The following is a 19,324-nucleotide window of genomic DNA, read 5'->3' as shown; positions in this document are numbered from 1 at the left end:
GCTATTTTTATCGATTTTCGAAATTTAAATTAATTGACCTTACCCCTAGGGCAAGCTTTAGTCTGTGAGAGTTTTCAGTCAGATAGTGATATTGGATATGCAACTTTCGCTGCATACAATTTGGGTTTCCATGTTGGTGATGATGACGCTGCTTGCTTCAAGCTTAGTGTCTAGTGCACCTTTAATGGCGATCACAATGTCACCGAGTTCGGTTGTATCCCATTCAGTGACTGACGATGCAAACCCGCCGCAACACTGCTCAAATATGAGCGCCGCTCACCATGATTCCGATGCAAGTGACATGACTTCATCAGCGATGAGTAACGATTGTATCGATCACAGCTACCAAGGTGTTGATTCCTGTTGTAGCGTCATGTGCATGACCACGTTAGCTTTCTTTATCACTGAACACCAACCCTTCACACCTCACGCGGTTTTATTGTTGATCAATGCAGAAGCAACGCGTGGCATTGTGATGGTCGCCCGCTCACTTTACCGTCCCCCTATCGTTTAATTTCCCTTTCATTACGCCTATGGCGTGTTTGTGCGGCCTTTAACTAGGTTCGTGACTCTCTGTTGCATCTCAACCTTTTGCGATGCATGAAAGATGGAATTTTATTGTGAACCTTAAACTCTCTGTGATCGCTTGGTCGATCAGTATAGTGGGCGTTTTGTCATTCCCCTTGATGGTGAATGCAGCCCCACAAGCCGCGATGGCTCAGCCAGATTCGCATGCAAAACAATTAGCTCAGCTGATTGACGCTGCATTATCGAATGATGCCGTCCGCAAGCAATATTTTGCTCAATCTCAAGCAATACAAGAAACTGGAATGGCCAGTTCAACCCTAATGGATCCTAAGATCAAAGTTGGCTTTGGTGGTTTGCCCATTGATAGTTTTAAGTTTGATGAAGATCCTATGACTAACATTTCTGTGGGTTTAATGCAGCAGTTTGAACGGGGTTCAAGCTTGGCATTACAAGCGAAAAAAGCAAAGCAACAAGCCAGTGGCGTTGCGCTTCAGGTTAATTTACGTGAGTTGGAAGTGGCAAACAGCATGACTCAATTATGGTTAGAGTTAGGCTACCAACAACGCGCTGAACGTATCGTGCGGGCAAACCAAACCTTAATGCGTGAGCTGGTCGGTTTTATTGAAACGAACTATTCATTAGGTAAAAGCGAAGCGCAAGATCTGCTGCAAGCGCAGCTACAAGTTTCTAAGTTGGATGAAAAATTACAAGCCAATCAGCAAATGCAGCAACGCATTGTGTCGCAATTATCCGAATGGTTAGGTAGCGCTTGGTTGGTTGAACAGCCTATGTTAGCCGCTGAAGAGTCAGTGAACTGGTCCCGTTTGGAAGCGCAATTGGCGGCCATGAATGACAGCACCACTCACTATGCTTTATTGGTCACTCACCCGATGGTCGGCATGGCAGAAGCGACAATTCACACCAACCAAACGCAAGTCGAAATAGCACAAACGGCCTATCAACCTCAGTTTGGTGTCGAAGTGATGTACGCCTATCGCCAAGCAAGCAGCATGCAAGGTGGGCCCGCAGCCGATATGGTCAGTGCTTATCTTACCATGGATATCCCGCTGTTTACAGGGAACCGCCAAGATAGAAACCACGCTGCGGCGCAATATCAAGTGGTCGCGGCTAAATCACAGCGTGATGTTCTATTGGCGCAGATGAACGCCAAAGTGAATGCCTTATTGGTTGATAAAACGAACCTCGAACAGCGTTTAGCGCGCTATCAAACCACCTTACTAAAGCAAGCGAAAGCCCGCACTCAAGCGGTTGAGAGAGGCTATGAAAACAATACCTCCCAGTTTAATGATGTCGTCAGTGCCGCCAGCGATGAACTAGCGCTGCAATTAGAACAAATGCGCCTAATGACCGATTTAAATCTAACCAAAAGTAACCTCGCTTATCTGTTAAATGGGTTCGATTTTCAAGTTAGTGCGCCTTCACTTACGTCTGTAGAAATATTTACGTCTGTAGAAAAACTTACCTCTTTAGAAACACTTACGCCTGTAGAAAAGTAGGAGAACTCAATGAAATCATTAAACATAGCCGTATTTTCCTTAGCGATAGGTGGATTACTGGGGTTTAGTATCAATCAATACCTGTCTGGTCATGGTATGGAGGCAATGAACTCAACCAATGCGATGTCTGAACCGCTGTATTGGGTTGCGCCGATGGACCCAAACTATAAACGTGATAAACCGGGCAAGTCACCGATGGGGATGGACCTCATCCCTGTGTACACCGAATCGCCGACGCAAGCACAAGAGAAGAGTGGCACGGTGACCATCAGTGCTGTGGTCGAAAATAACTTGGGTGTGAAAACGGAACCCGTGGTGTTTGCGCAGTTATCTCCACGCATTGAGACAGTCGGCTACATTGCGTTTGATGACAGTTTATTGTGGCAAACGAATGTTCGCGTTGCTGGTTGGGTTGAAAAACTGAACATTAATGCGGTTGGAGAGCGGGTTCGTAAAGGCGATGTCTTATTTACGCTCTACTCACCAGAGCTGGTTAAAGCGCAGGAGGAGCTGTTAAATGCTCATCGAGCCAGCCGTGAAAGTTTACTGAAAGGCGCAACCGAGCGTTTGGTTTCACTGGGGGTTGATCGTGAACAGATCAGACAGATTATCGCTCGAGGCAAAGCCACTCAATCGATAGAGGTCAAAGCCATTGCTGATGGGGTGATTGCGAGTTTGAATATTCGCGAAGGGGGATACTTATCGCCAGCGCAAGCGGTGATAAGCGCAGGTCCTTTAAACGAAGTGTGGGTTGACGCTGAGGTATTCGAGCGCCAAGCACATTGGATTACGTCGGGTAGTTTAGCGTTAATGACACTGGATGCTATTCCCGGCAAGGAGTGGCAAGGGAAGATAGATTACGTCTATCCCATTTTGGATCCGAAAACCCGAACGCTGCGTATGCGTTTGAAATTTCTTAACCCGAATGGAGAGTTGAAGCCTAACATGTTCGCCAATATCGCTTTGCAGCCCGTATCGCAACAAGCGGTGCTCACCATTCCTAAATCAGCAGTGATTCATTCGGGCGGCATGACGCGAGTCGTACTTGCTGAAGGAAATGGCAAATACCGCTCAGCAAGGATTAAAGTTGGCCGCGAAGCAGGCGAACGCCTTGAAGTTTTACAAGGGTTAACGGAGCAAGACACGGTCGTCACGTCGGCGCATTTTCTGCTGGATTCGGAGTCGAGCCAAAGCGCTGATTTGTCGCGAATTAACGGAGTGGAAGCTGCCAATGAAGCGTGGTTAACGGGTGATGTCAGCACGTTGATGGCAGATTTTGGGATGATCACTCTCAATTACAAACCAGTAAGCAAATGGGGTTGGCAAGCAGGTCAGATCAATTTCACGGTCGAGGAGGCGTTGGATCTCAGCTTATTTGCTGAAGGGCAAACGGTTCGATTTCTAGTGGCAAAACAGGGTGACGAATATGTACTAAAAGCACTGGAAGCGAGTGAGCAGGTAAGTAGTGCGACGAACATGACTGCCGCAGAAACGTTAGGAGATCAACAATGATTGGTGCGATTATTCATTGGTCGATCAATAACCGTTTTTTGGTGTTGGTGGCGGCTCTGTTTCTCACTTTGGGCGGACTTTACAGTGTAAAGAACACGCCTGTTGATGCTTTACCGGATCTCTCAGATGTGCAAGTGATCATCAAAACCAGCTATCCCGGCCAAGCGCCGCAGGTAGTGGAAGATCAGGTCACTTACCCACTCACAACGGCGATGCTGGCGGTTCCGGGAGCGGAAACGGTTCGTGGTTATTCATTCTTCGGTGATTCCTACGTCTACATTATCTTTAATGATCAAACCGATATTTATTGGGCTCGTTCGCGGGTATTGGAATATCTAAGCCAAGTGACGCCAAAACTGCCACCCAATGCCAAACCAACCTTGGGGCCCGATGCGACGGGGGTTGGCTGGATCTACAGTTATGTACTGCAAGATAAAACCGGCCAACACGATCTTGCGCAGTTACGCAGTTTGCAAGATTGGTTTTTGAAGTACGAGCTACAAACGGTGAATGGCGTCTCCGAAGTGGCTACCGTTGGCGGCATGGTTAAGCAGTATCAAGTGCAAATTGATCCGGCAAAGCTACGCGCTTATAACCTGACTTTGCAACAAATCAATGCGGCGATCCAAAATGGTAACCAAGAGTCGGGAGCGTCAGTGATTGAGGTTGCGGAAGCCGAACACATGGTACGCACCAGTGGCTATCTGACCAGTATTGATGACATTAAAGCGCTACCACTGAAAGTGACCGACAAAGGAACGCCATTATTGTTAGGTGATGTGGCGGATATTAACCTTGGCCCACAAATGCGTCGTGGTATTTCTGAGTTTAACGGTGAAGGAGAAGCGGTTGGAGGTGTGATCGTGATGCGTTTTGGTGAAAATGCTAGCCAAGTGATTGATGACGTCAAAGCGAAATTGACTGATCTCCAACGCAGCTTACCGGAAGGTGTCGAAATTGTTGCCACTTATGATCGTTCAACCTTGATCAATCAAGCCGTTGAAAATCTTTGGCATAAGCTAGCAGAAGAGTTCATTGTCGTTGCGGTCGTGTGTGCGCTGTTTTTATTCCATATCCGCTCATCATTAGTGATTGCTTTGAGTTTGCCTGTGGGTATTCTATCGGCGTTTATTGTGATGCACTGGCAAGGTATCAATGCCAATATCATGTCACTTGGGGGGATCGCTATTGCTATCGGTGCTATGGTCGACGGGGCGATTGTGATGATCGAAAATGTGCATAAACACGTTGAACGCACCCCACTGACCGACAAAAATCGCTGGCAGGTGATTGGTAAAGCCGCTGAAGAAGTCGGCGCGCCACTATTTTTCTCACTACTTATCATTACGTTAAGTTTTGTGCCCGTTTTTGCACTCGAAGGCCAAGAAGGTAAGATGTTCTCGCCATTGGCGTTCACTAAAACCTATGCCATGGCCGCTGCGGCAGGTTTAGCGATCACGCTCGTCCCTGTTCTTATGGGCTATTTTGTGCGTGGCAATATTATTTCCGAGCATAAAAATCCAGTTAATAAGGGGCTTGTGGCACTTTATCGTCCACTACTCAACCTGAGTTTGCGTTATCCCAAAAGCATGATTGTATTGGCTTTGGCATTAATGGCTTCCGCTTATTACCCAATGAGCAAATTAGGCAGTGAGTTTATTCCGCCATTAGATGAAGGCGATCTCATGTACATGCCGACAACCTATCCGGGGATCTCGATTGGTAAGGCGCGTGAGCTATTGCAGCAAACCAATAAACTCATCAAAACCGTACCAGAGGTCAAAACCGTGTGGGGCAAAATGGGGCGTGCAGAAACCGCAACCGATCCCGCGCCCTTAACCATGATTGAAACGGTGATCCAACTTAAACCTCGCGATCAATGGCGTGAAGGCGTAACCACAGAATTGCTACGCAAGGAGTTTGACAGCTTAGTGCAATTTCCGGGGTTAACCAACGCGTGGGTGATGCCAATCAAAACACGCATCGATATGTTAGCTACAGGGATCAAAACGCCGATTGGTATCAAGATAGCGGGTCCCGATCTCAAACAGATTGAAACCATCGGTGCGCAACTTGAACCTATCCTTAACCGCGTTCAAGGCACGGCATCGGTTTATGCTGAACGTGTTGCTGGTGGACGTTATGTAACGATAGACATCAATCGGTTACAAGCGGCGCGCTATGGGCTAAGCATTAAAGATGTGCAACAAGTGGTTTCAACCGCAGTAGGGGGCATGAATGTAGGGGAAACCATTGAGGGGTTAGAGCGTTACCCGATCAATGTACGTTACCCGCAAGATTACCGTGATTCGGTAGTGAAGCTGCAAAACTTACCTTTGGTGACTCAAAACGGTGCACGTTTGGCCTTGGCCGATGTGGCTGATATTCGCTACGAAGACGGCCCGCCGATGATCAAAACCGAAAACGCACGGCCAAACGGCTGGGTCTTTGTCGATATTGATGGACGCGATCTCGGTTCATATGTGGCAGAGGCGCAACAAGCGGTAGCGGAGCAATTACAGCTGCCAGCGGGATATTCTCTCGTATGGTCTGGTCAATATGAATACATGGAGCGAGCAAAAGCACGCTTGAGTGTCGTCGCACCGATCACGATCGCAATCATCATGTTGCTACTCTATTTCAGTTTCCGTCGAATCGGAGAGGTGTTGATCATTATGGCGACATTGCCGTTGGCGATGGTGGGTGGCGTGTGGTTGATGCACTACCTTGGCTACAACTTTTCAATCGCCGTGGGAGTGGGCTTTATTGCACTTTCAGGTGTTGCGGTAGAAATTGGCGTGATCATGCTGGTTTATTTAAACCAAGCTTGGCACTACAAAAAAATTGATGCGCAAGAAAATGGTGCGGTCATTGACAGCCAAGATCTCATCAATGCCATTGGCGAAGGAGCAGGACAGCGCGTGCGCCCAGTCATGATGACGGTACTGACAGTTATTATTGGCCTGATCCCGATTATGTATGGCACGGGAACCGGTTCGGAGGTAATGCAGCGCATTGCCGCACCCATGATTGGAGGCATGGCTTCAGCACTATTGCTCACATTATTGGTTCTACCTGCGGTATTCAAGTTATGGAAAAACCGTGAAATCGCAACACTCAAATAGCGTGCAGTTGGCAAAGTAAAAACTAAGCACCAATCGGAAAATAAATAGTAACTGGATGAATTTAAGGAAAATCAAAATGAAAAAAACACTAATCACACTTTCACTGGCTTTGTTCACTTCTTCTGTCATGGCTGAAATGGATCATAGCAAAATGGATCATGGCAGCATGGCGATGAAGCAAACAGACACGATGAACATGGCGATGGATGACATGTCAGAAGTCGGCATGCCTGCCAAAGGAGCAAAGCCCGATAGAGTGGTGCATGTTTTACTCTCGGATGACATGAAAATCACCTTCAAAAAGGAGGTGAATATTGAACCCGATGATGTGGTGCAATTTGTCGTTATGAACACAGGTAAAATTGAGCACGAATTTTCGATTGGTTCAGCCGCCGAGCAGCTAAAACACCGAGAAATGATGCGCCAAATGGGCAATCATAAACACGATGGTGGCAGTGCCGTCACCGTGGCACCGGGTAAAGCGAAACAACTGTTATGGCACTTCCATGGGGATAACAATGTTGAGTTCGCCTGTAATATACCCGGCCATGCTGAAGCTGGGATGATTAAGAAAATTCAGCTGTAAGCCTATAAGCCACCTTGTTGATTGCGACAAGGTGATCACGGACGAACGGTACTAGCTCGTTTTTGTAACTGGAAGCCAACGTTTGTTGATTCCAGTTCAAGAGTTTGTTCTTTGATTTGTTTTAATAAGCGCTCAGCGGCCAAAAGACCAAGCTGTTCATAATTGACATGAGCGGCACTAATGGCTGGAAAAGCATACTGACAAAGAGATGATCCATCCAAACAGATGATGGCCATTTCCGTAGGAACTTTAATCAGCCTACGCTGACACTCGAATAATACTCCCAGAGCTATTTCTTCGTGGCTACATACCACAGCATCAAGCGTTGGGTCCCTTAATAACAATTTAGAAATTCCTTCCTTACCTAAGTGTGCAGAGGGAGCTTCATGAGTTGTTAGAAAGTGATCAGGTGCTTGGTAGTTATCAATTAATGCGCTTTGCCAACCCCGCAGTTCATTTCTTAGAACGGAGTGGTGGCTACGTGCTCCAATAAACCCTATATTTTGATATCTATTTTCAATGAGATGTTGAGTACATTGTTTGCCAACCTTGTAGTAATCAACGCCGACATTCAGATACGTTGATGATTCATTCAACTCAGCAATTTCAATGACGGGAATGTTAGCGCGTTGAAGAAGTTGGTGACTTTTTGAACTGTGCTCACTTCCAAATAGCACAACAGCTGCTGGTTGACTTTCCAAGAAAGTGGCTAATAGTTTCTCTTCATTATCAATGGAATAATCACTATAACCGAGCAGTAACTGGTATCCCTGACGGTTAAGCGAATGTTGGAAATTGGGTAAAAACACAGCGCAAGATTTTTCAATTAGCGATGGGATGATTAATGCTATTGAATAGTTTTCGCCAGATGCTAAAGCGCCAGCTGCTTTATTTGGGATATAACCTAGTTCTTCAACAACAAATTCTATTTTTTCTCTTAGTTTGCTAGAAACAAGCTCAGGTGTTCTTAATGCTCTTGATACCGTCATTGTGCCAACACCCGCCTTAGCTGCGACATCGGCAATGGTAACCTTTCCCGTGCTTCTACGTTTTCGCGATTCGCTCATATTTATCTTCATGTTATTAATAAGTTAGCGATGTGATTTTAACACACACACTCGGGCGTGTTGATATTACCGTATAACTATTGTTGCACCGATACATGAAATACTATGATTTCAATAAATGATAGCGCTATCACAAATCAAGCCAACACATAAAGATAGCGCTACCATTTGTGATTTCGATCTGGTTTTCTATTTGGATAGACAGATAAATTGATGCTACCTATTCATATCAAGAACCTAAAAAATGTTACGTGAACTATTAACCGAAGACGTTATTCGAGTGCATAAATCGGCTGACGACTGGCAAGATGCAATTCGCAAAGCATGTCAACCATTGATTGAAAATAAGGCCATTAATCCAAGTTATGTTGAGGCTATATTTCGGTCACATAGGGAGCTCGGTCCTTATTATGTTGTTGGACCTGGAATGGCGATGCCTCATGCTCGACCTGAAGATGGGGTTAATCGTTTAGCATTTGGCCTAACGGTAATTCAAGATGGAGTTAACTTTAATTCGGATGGCAATGATCCTGTAAAAATGCTGGTTACTTTGGCCGCGACAGATAGCAATAGTCACGTAGATGCAATATCTAAATTAGCCGAATTATTTATGAATGAAGAAGACGTAGAATATATCTGCTCAGCCAAATCTGTTGAAGATATTTTGCGTGTTATCCAAGACTATTAATAGTAAAAACACGATAAATAATAGTAAAAATACAATAAAGCAGAGGGTGAATATAATGAAAATTATGGTAGTTTGCGGCCACGGCCTAGGTACAAGTTTGATGATGGAAATAAGCATAAAAAATATAGTGAAAGATCTAAATGTTGACGCTGAAATCGACCACATAGATTTAGGTTCCGCAAAGGGGACCGTTTGCGACATCTTTATTGGTACAAATGATATAACAGACCAACTAAAATCATTGGGTGTTGAGCCTAAGATTGTGAGTTTGGATAATATGGTCGATAAAAAAGCAATGAAAGAACGTTTGTCAGCGGCTCTTCAAGAACTTGGTGTGTTGTAGGAGGCACTATGGAATTCTTTAATTTTTTAATGAATGACGTGCTTTCTGAGCCAGCAGTGTTAGTTGGCTTGATCGCATTAATAGGTTTGATCGCACAGAAAAAACCATTGACGGAATGCATTAAAGGTACCGTGAAAACTATTTTGGGCTTCATTATTCTTGGAGCTGGTGCGGGGCTAGTTGTTGGTTCGCTAGGAGATTTTGCGACCATATTTCAGCATGCTTTTGGCATTACTGGTGTCGTTCCAAATAATGAAGCCATCGTGTCTATTGCTCAAAAGTCATTTGGTAAAGAAATGGCGATGATCATGTTTTTCGCGATGCTGGTAAATATATTGATTGCACGCCTTACACCATGGAAATTTATATTCTTAACAGGGCACCACACTTTATTTATGTCGATGATGGTGGCTGCAATTTTGTCATCAAGCGGTATGTCCGGTATTCCATTGATTGCCCTAGGTTCCATTGTCGTTGGTAGTGTTATGGTGTTTTTCCCAGCAATTGCACATCGATATATGCGTCAAGTTACAGGTTCTGACGATGTTGCTATTGGTCACTTCTCTACACTTTCTTATGTATTAGCTGGTTTTATTGGTAGTAAATTTGGTAATAAAGAACATTCTACGGAAGATATGAATGTTCCTAAAAGTTTACTATTTTTACGTGATACACCCGTTGCGATCTCATTTACTATGGGCATCATCTTTATGGTGACCTGTCTATTTGCTGGTGGGGAATTTGTGCGTGAAGTGAGCGGTGGAAAACATTGGTTTATGTTTGCGCTGATGCAATCTATTACGTTTGCGGGGGGTGTGTATGTCATCTTACAAGGTGTACGTATGGTTATTGCTGAAATTGTTCCTGCGTTTAAAGGTATTTCAGACAAACTAGTTCCTAATGCTAAACCAGCATTAGATTGTCCTGTGGTATTCCCCTATGCCCCAAATGCTGTCTTGGTAGGCTTTCTATCTAGTTTTCTTGCTGGCTTATTAGGTATGTTCTTACTCTACATTATGGGTTTGACAGTGATTATTCCTGGGGTTGTTCCACACTTCTTTGTTGGTGCTGCCGCAGGGGTATTTGGTAATGCTACAGGTGGGCGTCGTGGTGCTATTTTGGGCGCATTTGCGCAAGGTTTATTGATCACGTTCTTACCTGTATTTTTAATGCCAGTGCTTGGAAACCTAGGTTTTGCTAACACAACGTTTAGTGATGCTGATTTTGGCGCAGTTGGTATTTTACTCGGCCTGATTGTTCGTTAACGCTCCCAAACAAAAACCGCCCTTCCTATTTGGCAGGGCGGTTTTTTTGACCATTGATTAATTATTTCAAATCACTAAGCGGTAGCCAGTTTACTTTAACACCCGCTTGTAAAAACATATCTTGGCTGACTTTGATCTTATCACCCCAACGGGATAAGAAGTCTTCTGTTTGCTCTGGGCAGTGTACTGCGGAAATCCCAGTTTGAATGATTTTTGCTGCACAGTTTGGGCAAGGAAAATGTGTCACATAAATTTCGCAACCATCCAAATCACGCTTGGCGAATAGGATGGCATTTTCCTCAGCATGCAGTGTTTTGAGGTATTTCATATCACGATCATCGGTGCCTGCACTGTCTGAAATACCATGTGGGTAACCGTTAAATCCAACCGAAACGATGCGATTTTGCTTAGTGATCACTGCGCCGACTTGCGTGGAGGGATCTTTACTCCAAGAGCCAACAAGTTCTGCCATTTGGTAAAAGCGCTGTGCCCATTTCGAAATCATGTGTTGTTCCTCTGACGATTTTCTTGCATTTCCTCAGTAGCGAGGGAGATGTGTGATTAAGATCGACATTAATATCCTAGTTTTCTCACACTTAGTCTAGAGCAATTCTCATTTCTAAACAGAATTCAGCCGTGCCAATCAGTATTAGAGTGAGAGCTCTATCTCATTTCGTGCGGGTATCTTAGCTGCGGCGATAGGCAATTATAGGATTAAGTTTGTGAGAGATCTCTTACACGTATCGTGAGACTTTAACGTTTCGCTATGCAATAAAAAGAGATTGAATTTCTGTAATTATTTGAATTTAAATGATAATTTTCATTCGGTGTCTTTCTGGTAGAGAAAAAACAACAGGTGGGGGATTGCTGAAAAAAGTGAAATCCGTAATCTGAAGTTGTCAGCAGGAAGCGGACACGGAACAGGAAAGACCCAAGGATAGGTCATCTTCAGGACGAAGATTCGATAATTCAGGAAGAATGATCGGCAAGGATAGCGAAGGACATTAGCTGGATGCTGAATAACTAGGATGGTTATCAAGGAAAGTTAATGGACGGTGCAAAGGAAAAGTGCACAAATCTGTCGGGACGACGGAGTTAAGGACACCGCTAGGAAGGCGATGAAAGGGAATGCGCTGAGGGAATCAGCAGACTATCAAGGAATTGATGCAGGGAGCACTTATCAGTAGCTGGATTGCTGCGAGTAAGAACTGGAACCCCACTAAGTGAGAGCTTAGTGGGGTTTTCTTTATTTTGGTTACCTAAAAATAATGGCCACCTGAAAATAATAAGTGGTGAGGTTAACATTGCTTCCTGCGGAGTAACTCCAGATAATAGGTGAAAATAATGAAAGGATATGATGATGATTCGCTTAGCCGTTATTGGAACCAACTGGATTACTGACCAATTTATCGAAGGGGCATTAAAAACGGGGGAATTTCAGCTAGTAGCGGTTTATTCCCGTTCGCTGGACAGGGCGAAACAATTTGCCGAAAAATACGATGCTCCTGCTTTGTTTACTGACCTTAAGAGCCTAGGTGAGAGTGACAATGTGGATGCCGTGTACATCGCCAGCCCGAATGTACTGCATGGTCCACAGTCGATTCAAATGATGCAAGCGGGCAAACATGTTATCTGTGAGAAGCCGCTGGCTTCTGATTTCTCATTAGCACAGCAGATGTATCAAGTTGCCAAACAGCATGGCGTAGTATTATTCGAGGCCTTTATAACCCCACATTTGCCCAATTTTTCCGTTCTCAAACAAGAGCTATCGCATATTGGCGCTATCCGTAAAGCGGTGCTCAGCTACTGCCAGTATTCCTCTCGTTACCCTAAATATCTCAAGGGTGAGATGCCCAATACCTTTTTGCCCGAGTTCTCTAATGGTTCGATCATGGATATTGGTTATTACTGTTTGGGCTCAGCCATTGAACTGTTTGGTGAGCCTAAATCGGTGCAAGCCCAAGCGCATTTACTGGAGACGGGGGTTGATGGTAACGGCAGTGTGATCTTAGGATATGACGGTTTTGATGTGCTATTAATGCATTCAAAAACCAGTGACTCCTATTTGCCGAGCGAAATTCAAGGTGAAGAGGCCGCACTGCACGTTGAGATGATCTCTACCTGCAACCGCATCACGAGAATTAACCGTGGTGGTCAAACCCAAGATCTGAGTATTGAGCAACACGCCAACCGCATGTTTTACGAAGCACAAAAATTTGCAGATCAGATACAGAACAAGACAATAGATGAGCAATGCAAATTACGCTCACTCACCGTTTCCAAATTATTGACAGAAATACGCCGCCAAACGGGCGTGATTTTTCCAACCGATAACCTGTAGTTTCATCGCACAGAGAAGAGAGCAAAAATAATGCAAGCTGAAGTAAAGTGGGTCGAAAATTTCAAGTTCTTGGGCCAATCCCAATCTGGTCATTCGGTGGTGATGGATGGCAGTGGTGGTGCAACCGCGCCTAGCCCGATGGAGATGGTTCTGATGGCTGCGGGAGGTTGTAGCTCTGTGGATGTGGTTGATGGCTTAAAATCGGCCAATCAACAGGTCACGGCATGTAACGCCAAATTGACGGCTGAGCGCCGTGAAACCGCACCGCGGATTTTTACGCTAGTCAATATCCATTTCGACGTATCAGGCGTTGATCTTGACCCTAATGTCGTTGAAAAAGTGACGGCCGATTCATTAGAAAAGTACTGTTCTGTCTGCTTAATGTTAGGCAAAGGTGTCACAATGACTCACAGTTGGTCGATTGTTTAAGCCATTCAATCAATAAGGCTAGGAAAAAGCAATATGCTCTGATCTTGCCTTTTCCTGTGCGTTACAGGTTGGTTGAAATTAAAGAGGAAAGTGAAACAGTGAGCTTTTCTCTTTTTTCTTTTGTTTATCCAAGTAGTCTAAATACACTAGATGCATAAGGAGGAACGGCTCATGACCGAAATGGAAAAAATGATGAATGGTATGGTGTTTGACGGTGCAGACCCAGAAATGGAAGCCATTCGTAGCAAAGCAGGACATTTACTGTTGCAGATCAACCAATGCGCCGATGCTACAGCCCGCCATCAATTGCAAACTCAACTATATCGTCAAATTGGCCAACAAAGTGTGGTGCAGCCTCCTTTCTATTGTGAATTCGGTGAAACAATTTCCATTGGTGATGAAACCTTTATCAACATGAATGTCACTATGCTTGATGGCGCTAAAATCACGATTGGTAATCATGTTTTGATTGGCCCTAACACCCAGTTTTATACACCAGCGCATGCTTTGGATTATCGCAGCCGCCGCTTGTGGGAAACATTTTGTAAGCCGATTACGGTTGAAGATGACGTATGGATTGGTGGCAACGTTGTGATTAATCAAGGAGTCACGATTGGTGCGCGTTCGGTTGTCGCGGCAAATTCAGTGGTCAATCAGGATGTGCCAGCTGATAGCCTAGTCGGAGGCACACCAGCGAGAGTACTCCGTTCATTAAAAGAAATGAATGGAACATCTGACCTGCATAGTGCAGTTAAGGAAGGGCATCATTGAAGCAGCATAAACATACACTATTTGGTGTTGCGGCTATCTTGCTGTGGAGCTGTCTAATGGGGCTAATCAGAACGGTCACCGAGCAATTTAGCCCAATTGGTGGGGCGGCACTGATTTACACTGTGAGCTCAGTATTTCTGATGCTTGTCATGGGCGTGCCTAAATTCAAACACTTTTCTCTGCGTTATGTTCTGATCGGTGGCGCGCTTTTTGTGAGCTACGAAATCTGCTTAGCATTAGCGTTAGGTATGGCCAATGATCGCCATCAAGCGCTCGAGATGGCGGTGATTAACTATTTGTGGCCAGCCTTGACGGTGTTGTTTGCGGTATTTCTCAGCCGTAAACCCGTCCATATTCTGGTGTATCCAAGCGTTGCGCTCGCATTTGTTGGGGTTGCTTGGACCATTACTGGTGATAGTGGATTTTCGGTGATGCAAATATCAGCCAATATTGCGACTAATCCCTTAACCTATAGCATGGCGTTTGGCGGGGCGATTATTTGGGCTGTTTATTGCAATATCACCAAACAGTTAGCCAATGGACAAAATGCCATTATCCTGTTCTTTATGGCTACTGCTATCGCCCTCTGGATTAAGTATTTTCTTAGCAGCGAAAGCACTTTAGTGTTTACCGTTCCAGCAACCTTGAATTTAGCGTTAACGGGTGTGGTGATGGGCAGCGGTTATGCACTTTGGAATGTGGCAATCTTGCGTGGCAACATGGTTCTATTGGCGACTCTTTCTTATTTCACGCCAGTGATTTCAACCTTGCTTTCATCGCTAATCTTAGGTGTAGCGCTTGGGCTAAGCTTTTGGCAAGGTGTGATTATGGTGACGATGGGTTCTTTAATTTGTTGGTGGGCGACCAGAGAACGTCAATCGACGGTGCAAGAGAAAATGCCAATAGCCTGACATTGCAACAGCTTTGCTATGTATAAAAAAGCCCTCTCGTTCCAGAGAGGGCTTTTTCCGTTTAATTGAGACTGATTAGCGAGCCACGTTCATGGTTAATTGCAGTACGAATGGCAGCTTTGATAAACGCTTATGTAGCGAGCGACGAGTACTTTCGATATCTTCGAGTGCAATCATTTCATTCTCATCAGGGCGAATATCGACATTGACCCACAGCTCATGACCGACTTTAGTCACCGCAGTCAACTCGATATCTTGCTCTGATTCTTCACCTACGGCAATGACACCTTGATCCACGGTTTTACAAATCTCTTTGCTTGGTGACATCATCAACAATTCACGCGTTGCCGATTTAAGCATGTCATAAGGCACTTTGATAAAGTAAAACGACATTAATAGCATCATGATTGGGTCTGCATAGACGGCATATTTTGCCCAAGGAGACAAGGTCATCAACCAAGCGGCAATGAAACCGACCGTTACCGCGACGCTTAATAGCGTGTCCATTTGCCACTGTTTTACTTCAGCGTCAATCAAACCAGAAGAGTAACGTTTACTCTTGTTGACTATGAACCACCACGCAATCGCACAACCAATCACGTTCACTGTGCCAAAAACAGTGGCGATAGAAGCATCCACTTCTCGACCACTGCTAAACAATGCCATGACAGCCGAGTACAACGAATAACTCACGACTAACAAAATAACGCTGGCTTTGATAGCAATAACCGCAGGTTCTAGCACCGCGCGTCCAAAGGGAAAAGTCGAGTCAGAAGGTTTACGAATGTAGCGTGACGCCACCAGCGACAATAATGTTAACAGCAAACTAACCAGTGAATACACACCGTCAAACACGATAACCAGTGAACCGACAAGCATACCAACCACAAGTCCGCCACCAGCAAAGCCAGAAGCTAAAAGGGCCGAAATCGTCAAAATGCGATTTTCATTATTTCTTGTTCGAGCACACATAAAAGACTACCTGTTGAAAACATGCTGTTATTTTGGCTTAAAGCACGGTTTTGACAATCTCTAAGTGCATTGGTCGTTGGCTTGAATATTGGGGGTTAAGTTTATTTTTAATTAAAACAACTAGTTATGTCGTTATTTTCCTGTCAGGATAATTGACGCTGACTGTCTTCGCTTTAGATTGTTTGAAATGTGGGCATCTTAAAAACCAAACAACGAAAATTAAAAATCAAACAAGAAAATTAAAAATCAAACAAATAGTCACGCAACTTATCGGCTAACCAGTTCATGCCAGGGTGTTCGGCCATGCCAGTGGCCGTAAACATGCAGTAATCTTCTTGAGTGAGACCGTAGGTGTGCTTAATCACCGTTAGCTTTTGTTCACGTAGGAAGTGGCGAATTAAAGGTTCTGGCAATACGCCCCATGCATTCTCAGTCAAAATGGTATTGAGCATGTAATCGAAACTGGAAAAGCCAATGTAGCGACGAGAGAAAGGTTGTAATTCGGGGTTATCTTTTTCGTTTAAATAGACCATCACGGCTTGCATTGCTCTGCGCAGTTCTTCGTCGGTGACTCGCGAAATTTTAGTTAGCGGGTGGTCACTTTTGCACACCGACATCATCCGGATTTTACCCAAAGGTTGATAAGTGATCCGCGGGTCGTTGATTCTTTCATAATCGACGCCAAAAGCAAAATCGACTTGATGAGTGGCAATCAAGTTGGCTAAGTCGCCGCTTGAAGCCAATACAAGGTTAAACGAGGTCGCGGGAAAACGATTATTCAGCTGGTGTGCAAAATCTTGCCACAAGGCATCAGGAAGAGAATCATCACGGGCAATCCACATCTCGGCGTTGAAGCCCCGTGATATTTGCGTACAGGTGTGTTTTATACGTGCAATGGTCACCAAAACACTTTCACAATCTTTATAAATTGCTTTCCCCGCTTCAGATAAGGTCAGGTTGTTGCCAGTGCGCACAAACAGAGCGGTATCGAGCTCTTTCTCCAACGCTTTAATCGCCATACTGAGTTTGGTTCGGTTACATTCTAATTGTCGCGCCGCTTCAGAGACTGAGCCAGTGTCCGCGACAGAGAAAAATGCTTCAATTTGAGAAAGGTTCATAACGTTCTCTAAGGCACAATAATGGGTTGATCATAAACAATTTTAGTACCACTGCCTATCTGATGTTCTTCTACCAACTGACGGTTTTCTCGCCAATCAAAGCCAGTTCATCATTTCTTAGTCAAGATTGAGCTGTAACTCTATGAACGTAACACAGTTTTGGTTTATTCTTGGGAAAATTTCCCCAATACAAGAAGTAACACGGAGGCCATGATGGCGAACGAATGGGATGAGTGTGCGGCTCAGTGGGAGCAGGACGAATCCACAACGCTTTTTGCTCAAAATGTGTTTCAGCAATTGCAGAAACGGGTCACTCTCGAAGGTAAACATGTTCTTGATTTCGGGTGTGGTACGGGCTTGCTGAGCCAAATGATGTCTCGCCATGCCAGAGATATTGTCGCGCTCGATGGCTCTGAGGCCATGATTGAAGAGTTGGATAAAAAAGAGTTGGTCAACGTTGAACCCGTGGTGGATTTTCTGACCCGTGGGCTAGTCGCGCAACATCCGGCCTTTCGCAAACAATTCGATCTTGTTGTGGCGTCATCTGTGTGCGCGTTTGTGCCGAATCTTAATGAAGTATTTACCATCATTCATTCTCTATTAGATGAGCATGGCGTTTTTATTCATTGGGACTGGTTGGTTGAAGAAGATGATCCTGACTATGGTCTTAGCCAAAACCAAATTGAGACACAACTGAAAAGCGCAGGTTTTAGCCAAGTGGAAACCGCAGTTGCGTTTAAGGTTAAAAATTCAAAAGGTCTAGCGCCAGTAGTGATGGGCATTGGTAGGAAATAACATTATAAAGTCGATGGTTTTCCAGATTGAGAATGGCTTATTTACATTATTTCACTGTTCCATAATGACCAACTTGCGTAAGCTCTAGCTTGTTGATAAGTGTCATGATAGTCACTCCCTAGAAGACTATAAGGCATTGATCACGAATAATTCTGTTTGTTGACTGATAACTCATGGCTAGGGTTAAGCAAAAATAAAAGCACATCAGAAGATAAATAAAGAAGGCCAGCGCAAAATAGTGCTGGCCTTCTTTATTTTAAGCATTGAGCTAAATTTTCAATGTTGATTCACAAACATCAGTGTGGTTTTTTGAGCTGATCACACAACCATTTCAAAGCTTGGTCGTTCATACTGGGCTTGTTCCAAACTAAGCTGTAAGCCACTTTCCCATAATTGAAAGGTAACGGTTTGATGAGCAACCCCTTAGCTTGCATCGCTTGTTCCGCCCAGCGTTTGGAGCAAGTAAAGAGTGAGTCGGTATGCTTGCATAAGATGGCGGCCGCACCAAAGTCAGCGACAACAACCGGAACATGACGAGCTCGATGAGATTGAGCTAAATTCTGTTCAAAAAAAGGTTCAGCCAGCTCTTTGTCCATGATGCCGATATGCGATTGAGCAAGGTAATGTTCGGTAGTGAGTACTTCATTGGCTAAAGCATGATCACTACGCATTAAGCAGACCATTTCATCGTGAGTAATCACTTCCCACACGAGTTCTTTATCTCGCGTTGGGGGTTGGCTGATATCGTGTGGCAAAATGACGAAATCAATCAGCCCGCTTTGCAGGGCGTCGAAGCCATAGTGATCTTTCGAGTAGATAGTAAAGGAAGCTTGCGGTGCATGATTTTTTATTACGTTCGTCAAAATAGGAGCAAATAGCTCAAAGGCACTTTCTCGCATCGCAAGGCGGTATTTCCCCTGATAATGTTGAGGTTCGAAATTTGAGTGATGCAGCAATCCATTCATGCTAGAGAGAATTGAATGGACAGTAGGACCCATTTGTAGCGCGAAAGGGGTAGGTATCAAATGTGTGCCGTCACGATAAAATAGTTCATCTTCCAAGAGAATGCGTAGTTGCGATAAGTTTTTACTGATGCTTGAAGGGCTAATGCAGAGCTGGGCCGCTGTCTGCGTGACGCTGCGGGTACTGAGCATGACGTGTAGCGCTGTTAAGTGTTTTAAACTGATTCTTGAAAGGTGAATATAATCCATAAATAAAGGCGGTTCCTCCAGACTTTTTCAAAAGCATATCACTGACATACTGACAAATTACACGAAAAGATGCGGGTTATTTGACAAGCTGCCGAAATATTTACCGCTATGTACCTACATCAACTTCCATCGCCTTTTATTTCGA

General features: G+C 44.6%; 18 protein-coding genes. 13 read left to right on the top strand and 5 right to left on the bottom strand.

Annotation, left to right across the window (positions count from 1 at the left end; translation table 11 throughout):
• The first annotated feature begins 97 nt into the window (after window positions 1–97).
• The 5 genes from AACQ42_RS04335 to copI all read left to right on the top strand — a co-directional run bounded on the left by AACQ42_RS04335 (window position 98) and on the right by copI (window position 7,268).
• Window positions 98–514, top strand: coding sequence for a hypothetical protein (locus AACQ42_RS04335; RefSeq protein WP_094165632.1), 417 nt, complete (start codon window positions 98–100; stop codon window positions 512–514).
• Between the two features lie 82 nt (window positions 515–596).
• Window positions 597–2,045 (top strand): TolC family protein, encoded by a 1,449-nt coding sequence (locus AACQ42_RS04330; RefSeq protein ID WP_094165631.1) that lies wholly within the window; start codon window positions 597–599, stop codon window positions 2,043–2,045.
• 9 nt (window positions 2,046–2,054) lie between these two features.
• On the top strand, window positions 2,055–3,557 hold the full coding sequence (locus tag AACQ42_RS04325; protein WP_094165630.1) for an efflux RND transporter periplasmic adaptor subunit: 1,503 nt from the start codon (window positions 2,055–2,057) through the stop codon (window positions 3,555–3,557).
• Window positions 3,554–6,682 (top strand): efflux RND transporter permease subunit, encoded by a 3,129-nt coding sequence (locus tag AACQ42_RS04320; RefSeq protein WP_094165629.1) that lies wholly within the window; start codon window positions 3,554–3,556, stop codon window positions 6,680–6,682. The genes AACQ42_RS04325 and AACQ42_RS04320 overlap by 4 nt, the downstream gene beginning before the upstream one ends.
• A 76-nt stretch (window positions 6,683–6,758) precedes the next feature.
• On the top strand, window positions 6,759–7,268 hold the full coding sequence (gene copI, locus AACQ42_RS04315; RefSeq protein WP_176429669.1) for a copper-resistant cuproprotein CopI: 510 nt from the start codon (window positions 6,759–6,761) through the stop codon (window positions 7,266–7,268).
• Window positions 7,269–7,303: 35 nt separating this feature from the next.
• Here the strand turns inward: copI and AACQ42_RS04310 are convergent, their stop codons facing one another.
• Window positions 7,304–8,335: a LacI family DNA-binding transcriptional regulator gene (locus AACQ42_RS04310; RefSeq protein ID WP_094165627.1), complete on the bottom strand. Its 1,032-nt coding sequence runs from the start codon at window positions 8,333–8,335 to the stop codon at window positions 7,304–7,306.
• 244 nt (window positions 8,336–8,579) lie between these two features.
• On the opposite strand from AACQ42_RS04310, the gene AACQ42_RS04305 reads away from it, so the two are divergent.
• Genes AACQ42_RS04305 through AACQ42_RS04295 form a run of 3 tightly spaced genes read left to right on the top strand, consistent with a single transcriptional unit; the run spans window position 8,580 to window position 10,631 of the window.
• Window positions 8,580–9,023, top strand: coding sequence for a PTS sugar transporter subunit IIA (locus AACQ42_RS04305; protein WP_017048182.1), 444 nt, complete (start codon window positions 8,580–8,582; stop codon window positions 9,021–9,023).
• A 55-nt stretch (window positions 9,024–9,078) separates the two neighbouring features.
• On the top strand, window positions 9,079–9,366 hold the full coding sequence (locus AACQ42_RS04300) for a PTS sugar transporter subunit IIB (protein WP_088733162.1): 288 nt from the start codon (window positions 9,079–9,081) through the stop codon (window positions 9,364–9,366).
• 8 nt (window positions 9,367–9,374) lie between these two features.
• A complete protein-coding gene (locus AACQ42_RS04295; RefSeq protein WP_019282681.1) occupies window positions 9,375–10,631 on the top strand; it encodes a PTS ascorbate transporter subunit IIC in 1,257 nt (418 codons plus the stop codon).
• A 61-nt stretch (window positions 10,632–10,692) separates the two neighbouring features.
• On the opposite strand, the gene AACQ42_RS04290 is transcribed toward AACQ42_RS04295, so the two are convergent.
• On the bottom strand, window positions 10,693–11,136 hold the full coding sequence (locus tag AACQ42_RS04290; RefSeq protein WP_010319355.1) for a dCMP deaminase family protein: 444 nt from the start codon (window positions 11,134–11,136) through the stop codon (window positions 10,693–10,695).
• Window positions 11,137–11,985: 849 nt separating this feature from the next.
• Between AACQ42_RS04290 and AACQ42_RS04285 the strand changes: the two genes are divergently transcribed.
• The 4 genes from AACQ42_RS04285 to yddG all read left to right on the top strand — a co-directional run bounded on the left by AACQ42_RS04285 (window position 11,986) and on the right by yddG (window position 15,083).
• A complete protein-coding gene (locus AACQ42_RS04285) occupies window positions 11,986–12,972 on the top strand; it encodes a Gfo/Idh/MocA family protein (protein ID WP_094165626.1) in 987 nt (328 codons plus the stop codon).
• A 30-nt stretch (window positions 12,973–13,002) separates the two neighbouring features.
• Window positions 13,003–13,401 (top strand): OsmC family protein, encoded by a 399-nt coding sequence (locus tag AACQ42_RS04280; RefSeq protein WP_026028175.1) that lies wholly within the window; start codon window positions 13,003–13,005, stop codon window positions 13,399–13,401.
• A 171-nt stretch (window positions 13,402–13,572) separates the two neighbouring features.
• On the top strand, window positions 13,573–14,172 hold the full coding sequence (locus AACQ42_RS04275) for a sugar O-acetyltransferase (protein WP_026027405.1): 600 nt from the start codon (window positions 13,573–13,575) through the stop codon (window positions 14,170–14,172).
• Window positions 14,169–15,083, top strand: coding sequence for an aromatic amino acid DMT transporter YddG (gene yddG / locus AACQ42_RS04270; RefSeq protein WP_013868422.1), 915 nt, complete (start codon window positions 14,169–14,171; stop codon window positions 15,081–15,083). The genes AACQ42_RS04275 and yddG overlap by 4 nt, the downstream gene beginning before the upstream one ends.
• Window positions 15,084–15,158: 75 nt before the next feature.
• On the opposite strand, the gene AACQ42_RS04265 is transcribed toward yddG, so the two are convergent.
• Complete coding sequence (locus tag AACQ42_RS04265) at window positions 15,159–16,055, bottom strand: cation diffusion facilitator family transporter (protein ID WP_094165625.1); 897 nt, start codon at window positions 16,053–16,055, stop codon at window positions 15,159–15,161.
• A 239-nt stretch (window positions 16,056–16,294) separates the two neighbouring features.
• Complete coding sequence (locus AACQ42_RS04260; protein WP_010319645.1) at window positions 16,295–17,173, bottom strand: LysR family transcriptional regulator; 879 nt, start codon at window positions 17,171–17,173, stop codon at window positions 16,295–16,297.
• A 213-nt stretch (window positions 17,174–17,386) separates the two neighbouring features.
• Between AACQ42_RS04260 and AACQ42_RS04255 the strand changes: the two genes are divergently transcribed.
• A complete protein-coding gene (locus AACQ42_RS04255) occupies window positions 17,387–17,968 on the top strand; it encodes a class I SAM-dependent DNA methyltransferase (RefSeq protein ID WP_254918580.1) in 582 nt (193 codons plus the stop codon).
• A gap of 296 nt (window positions 17,969–18,264) precedes the next feature.
• On the opposite strand, the gene AACQ42_RS04250 is transcribed toward AACQ42_RS04255, so the two are convergent.
• Complete coding sequence (locus AACQ42_RS04250; RefSeq protein ID WP_094165623.1) at window positions 18,265–19,200, bottom strand: LysR family transcriptional regulator; 936 nt, start codon at window positions 19,198–19,200, stop codon at window positions 18,265–18,267.
• Between the last annotated feature and the right edge of the window lie 124 nt (window positions 19,201–19,324).

Source organism: Vibrio sp. V12_P9A6T4, assembly GCF_963874835.1.
GTDB lineage: Bacteria > Pseudomonadota > Gammaproteobacteria > Enterobacterales > Vibrionaceae > Vibrio > Vibrio anguillarum.
Note: the sequence above shows the minus strand (reverse complement) of the source record. Positions and strands in the feature narration are given on the sequence as shown.

Excerpts from the sequence above, each read along its gene's own strand:
- AACQ42_RS04335 (WP_094165632.1), top strand. The coding sequence starts at position 98 with ATGCAACTTTCGCTGCATACAATTTGGGTTTCCATGTTGGTGATGATG.
- AACQ42_RS04330 (WP_094165631.1), top strand. The coding sequence starts at position 597 with ATGCATGAAAGATGGAATTTTATTGTGAACCTTAAACTCTCTGTGATC.
- AACQ42_RS04325 (WP_094165630.1), top strand. The coding sequence starts at position 2,055 with ATGAAATCATTAAACATAGCCGTATTTTCCTTAGCGATAGGTGGATTA.
- AACQ42_RS04320 (WP_094165629.1), top strand. The coding sequence starts at position 3,554 with ATGATTGGTGCGATTATTCATTGGTCGATCAATAACCGTTTTTTGGTG.
- copI (WP_176429669.1), top strand. The coding sequence starts at position 6,759 with ATGAAAAAAACACTAATCACACTTTCACTGGCTTTGTTCACTTCTTCT.
- AACQ42_RS04310 (WP_094165627.1), bottom strand. The coding sequence starts at position 8,335 with ATGAGCGAATCGCGAAAACGTAGAAGCACGGGAAAGGTTACCATTGCC.
- AACQ42_RS04305 (WP_017048182.1), top strand. The coding sequence starts at position 8,580 with ATGTTACGTGAACTATTAACCGAAGACGTTATTCGAGTGCATAAATCG.
- AACQ42_RS04300 (WP_088733162.1), top strand. The coding sequence starts at position 9,079 with ATGAAAATTATGGTAGTTTGCGGCCACGGCCTAGGTACAAGTTTGATG.
- AACQ42_RS04295 (WP_019282681.1), top strand. The coding sequence starts at position 9,375 with ATGGAATTCTTTAATTTTTTAATGAATGACGTGCTTTCTGAGCCAGCA.
- AACQ42_RS04290 (WP_010319355.1), bottom strand. The coding sequence starts at position 11,136 with ATGATTTCGAAATGGGCACAGCGCTTTTACCAAATGGCAGAACTTGTT.
- AACQ42_RS04285 (WP_094165626.1), top strand. The coding sequence starts at position 11,986 with ATGATGATGATTCGCTTAGCCGTTATTGGAACCAACTGGATTACTGAC.
- AACQ42_RS04280 (WP_026028175.1), top strand. The coding sequence starts at position 13,003 with ATGCAAGCTGAAGTAAAGTGGGTCGAAAATTTCAAGTTCTTGGGCCAA.
- AACQ42_RS04275 (WP_026027405.1), top strand. The coding sequence starts at position 13,573 with ATGACCGAAATGGAAAAAATGATGAATGGTATGGTGTTTGACGGTGCA.
- AACQ42_RS04265 (WP_094165625.1), bottom strand. The coding sequence starts at position 16,055 with ATGTGTGCTCGAACAAGAAATAATGAAAATCGCATTTTGACGATTTCG.
- AACQ42_RS04260 (WP_010319645.1), bottom strand. The coding sequence starts at position 17,173 with ATGAACCTTTCTCAAATTGAAGCATTTTTCTCTGTCGCGGACACTGGC.
- AACQ42_RS04255 (WP_254918580.1), top strand. The coding sequence starts at position 17,387 with ATGGCGAACGAATGGGATGAGTGTGCGGCTCAGTGGGAGCAGGACGAA.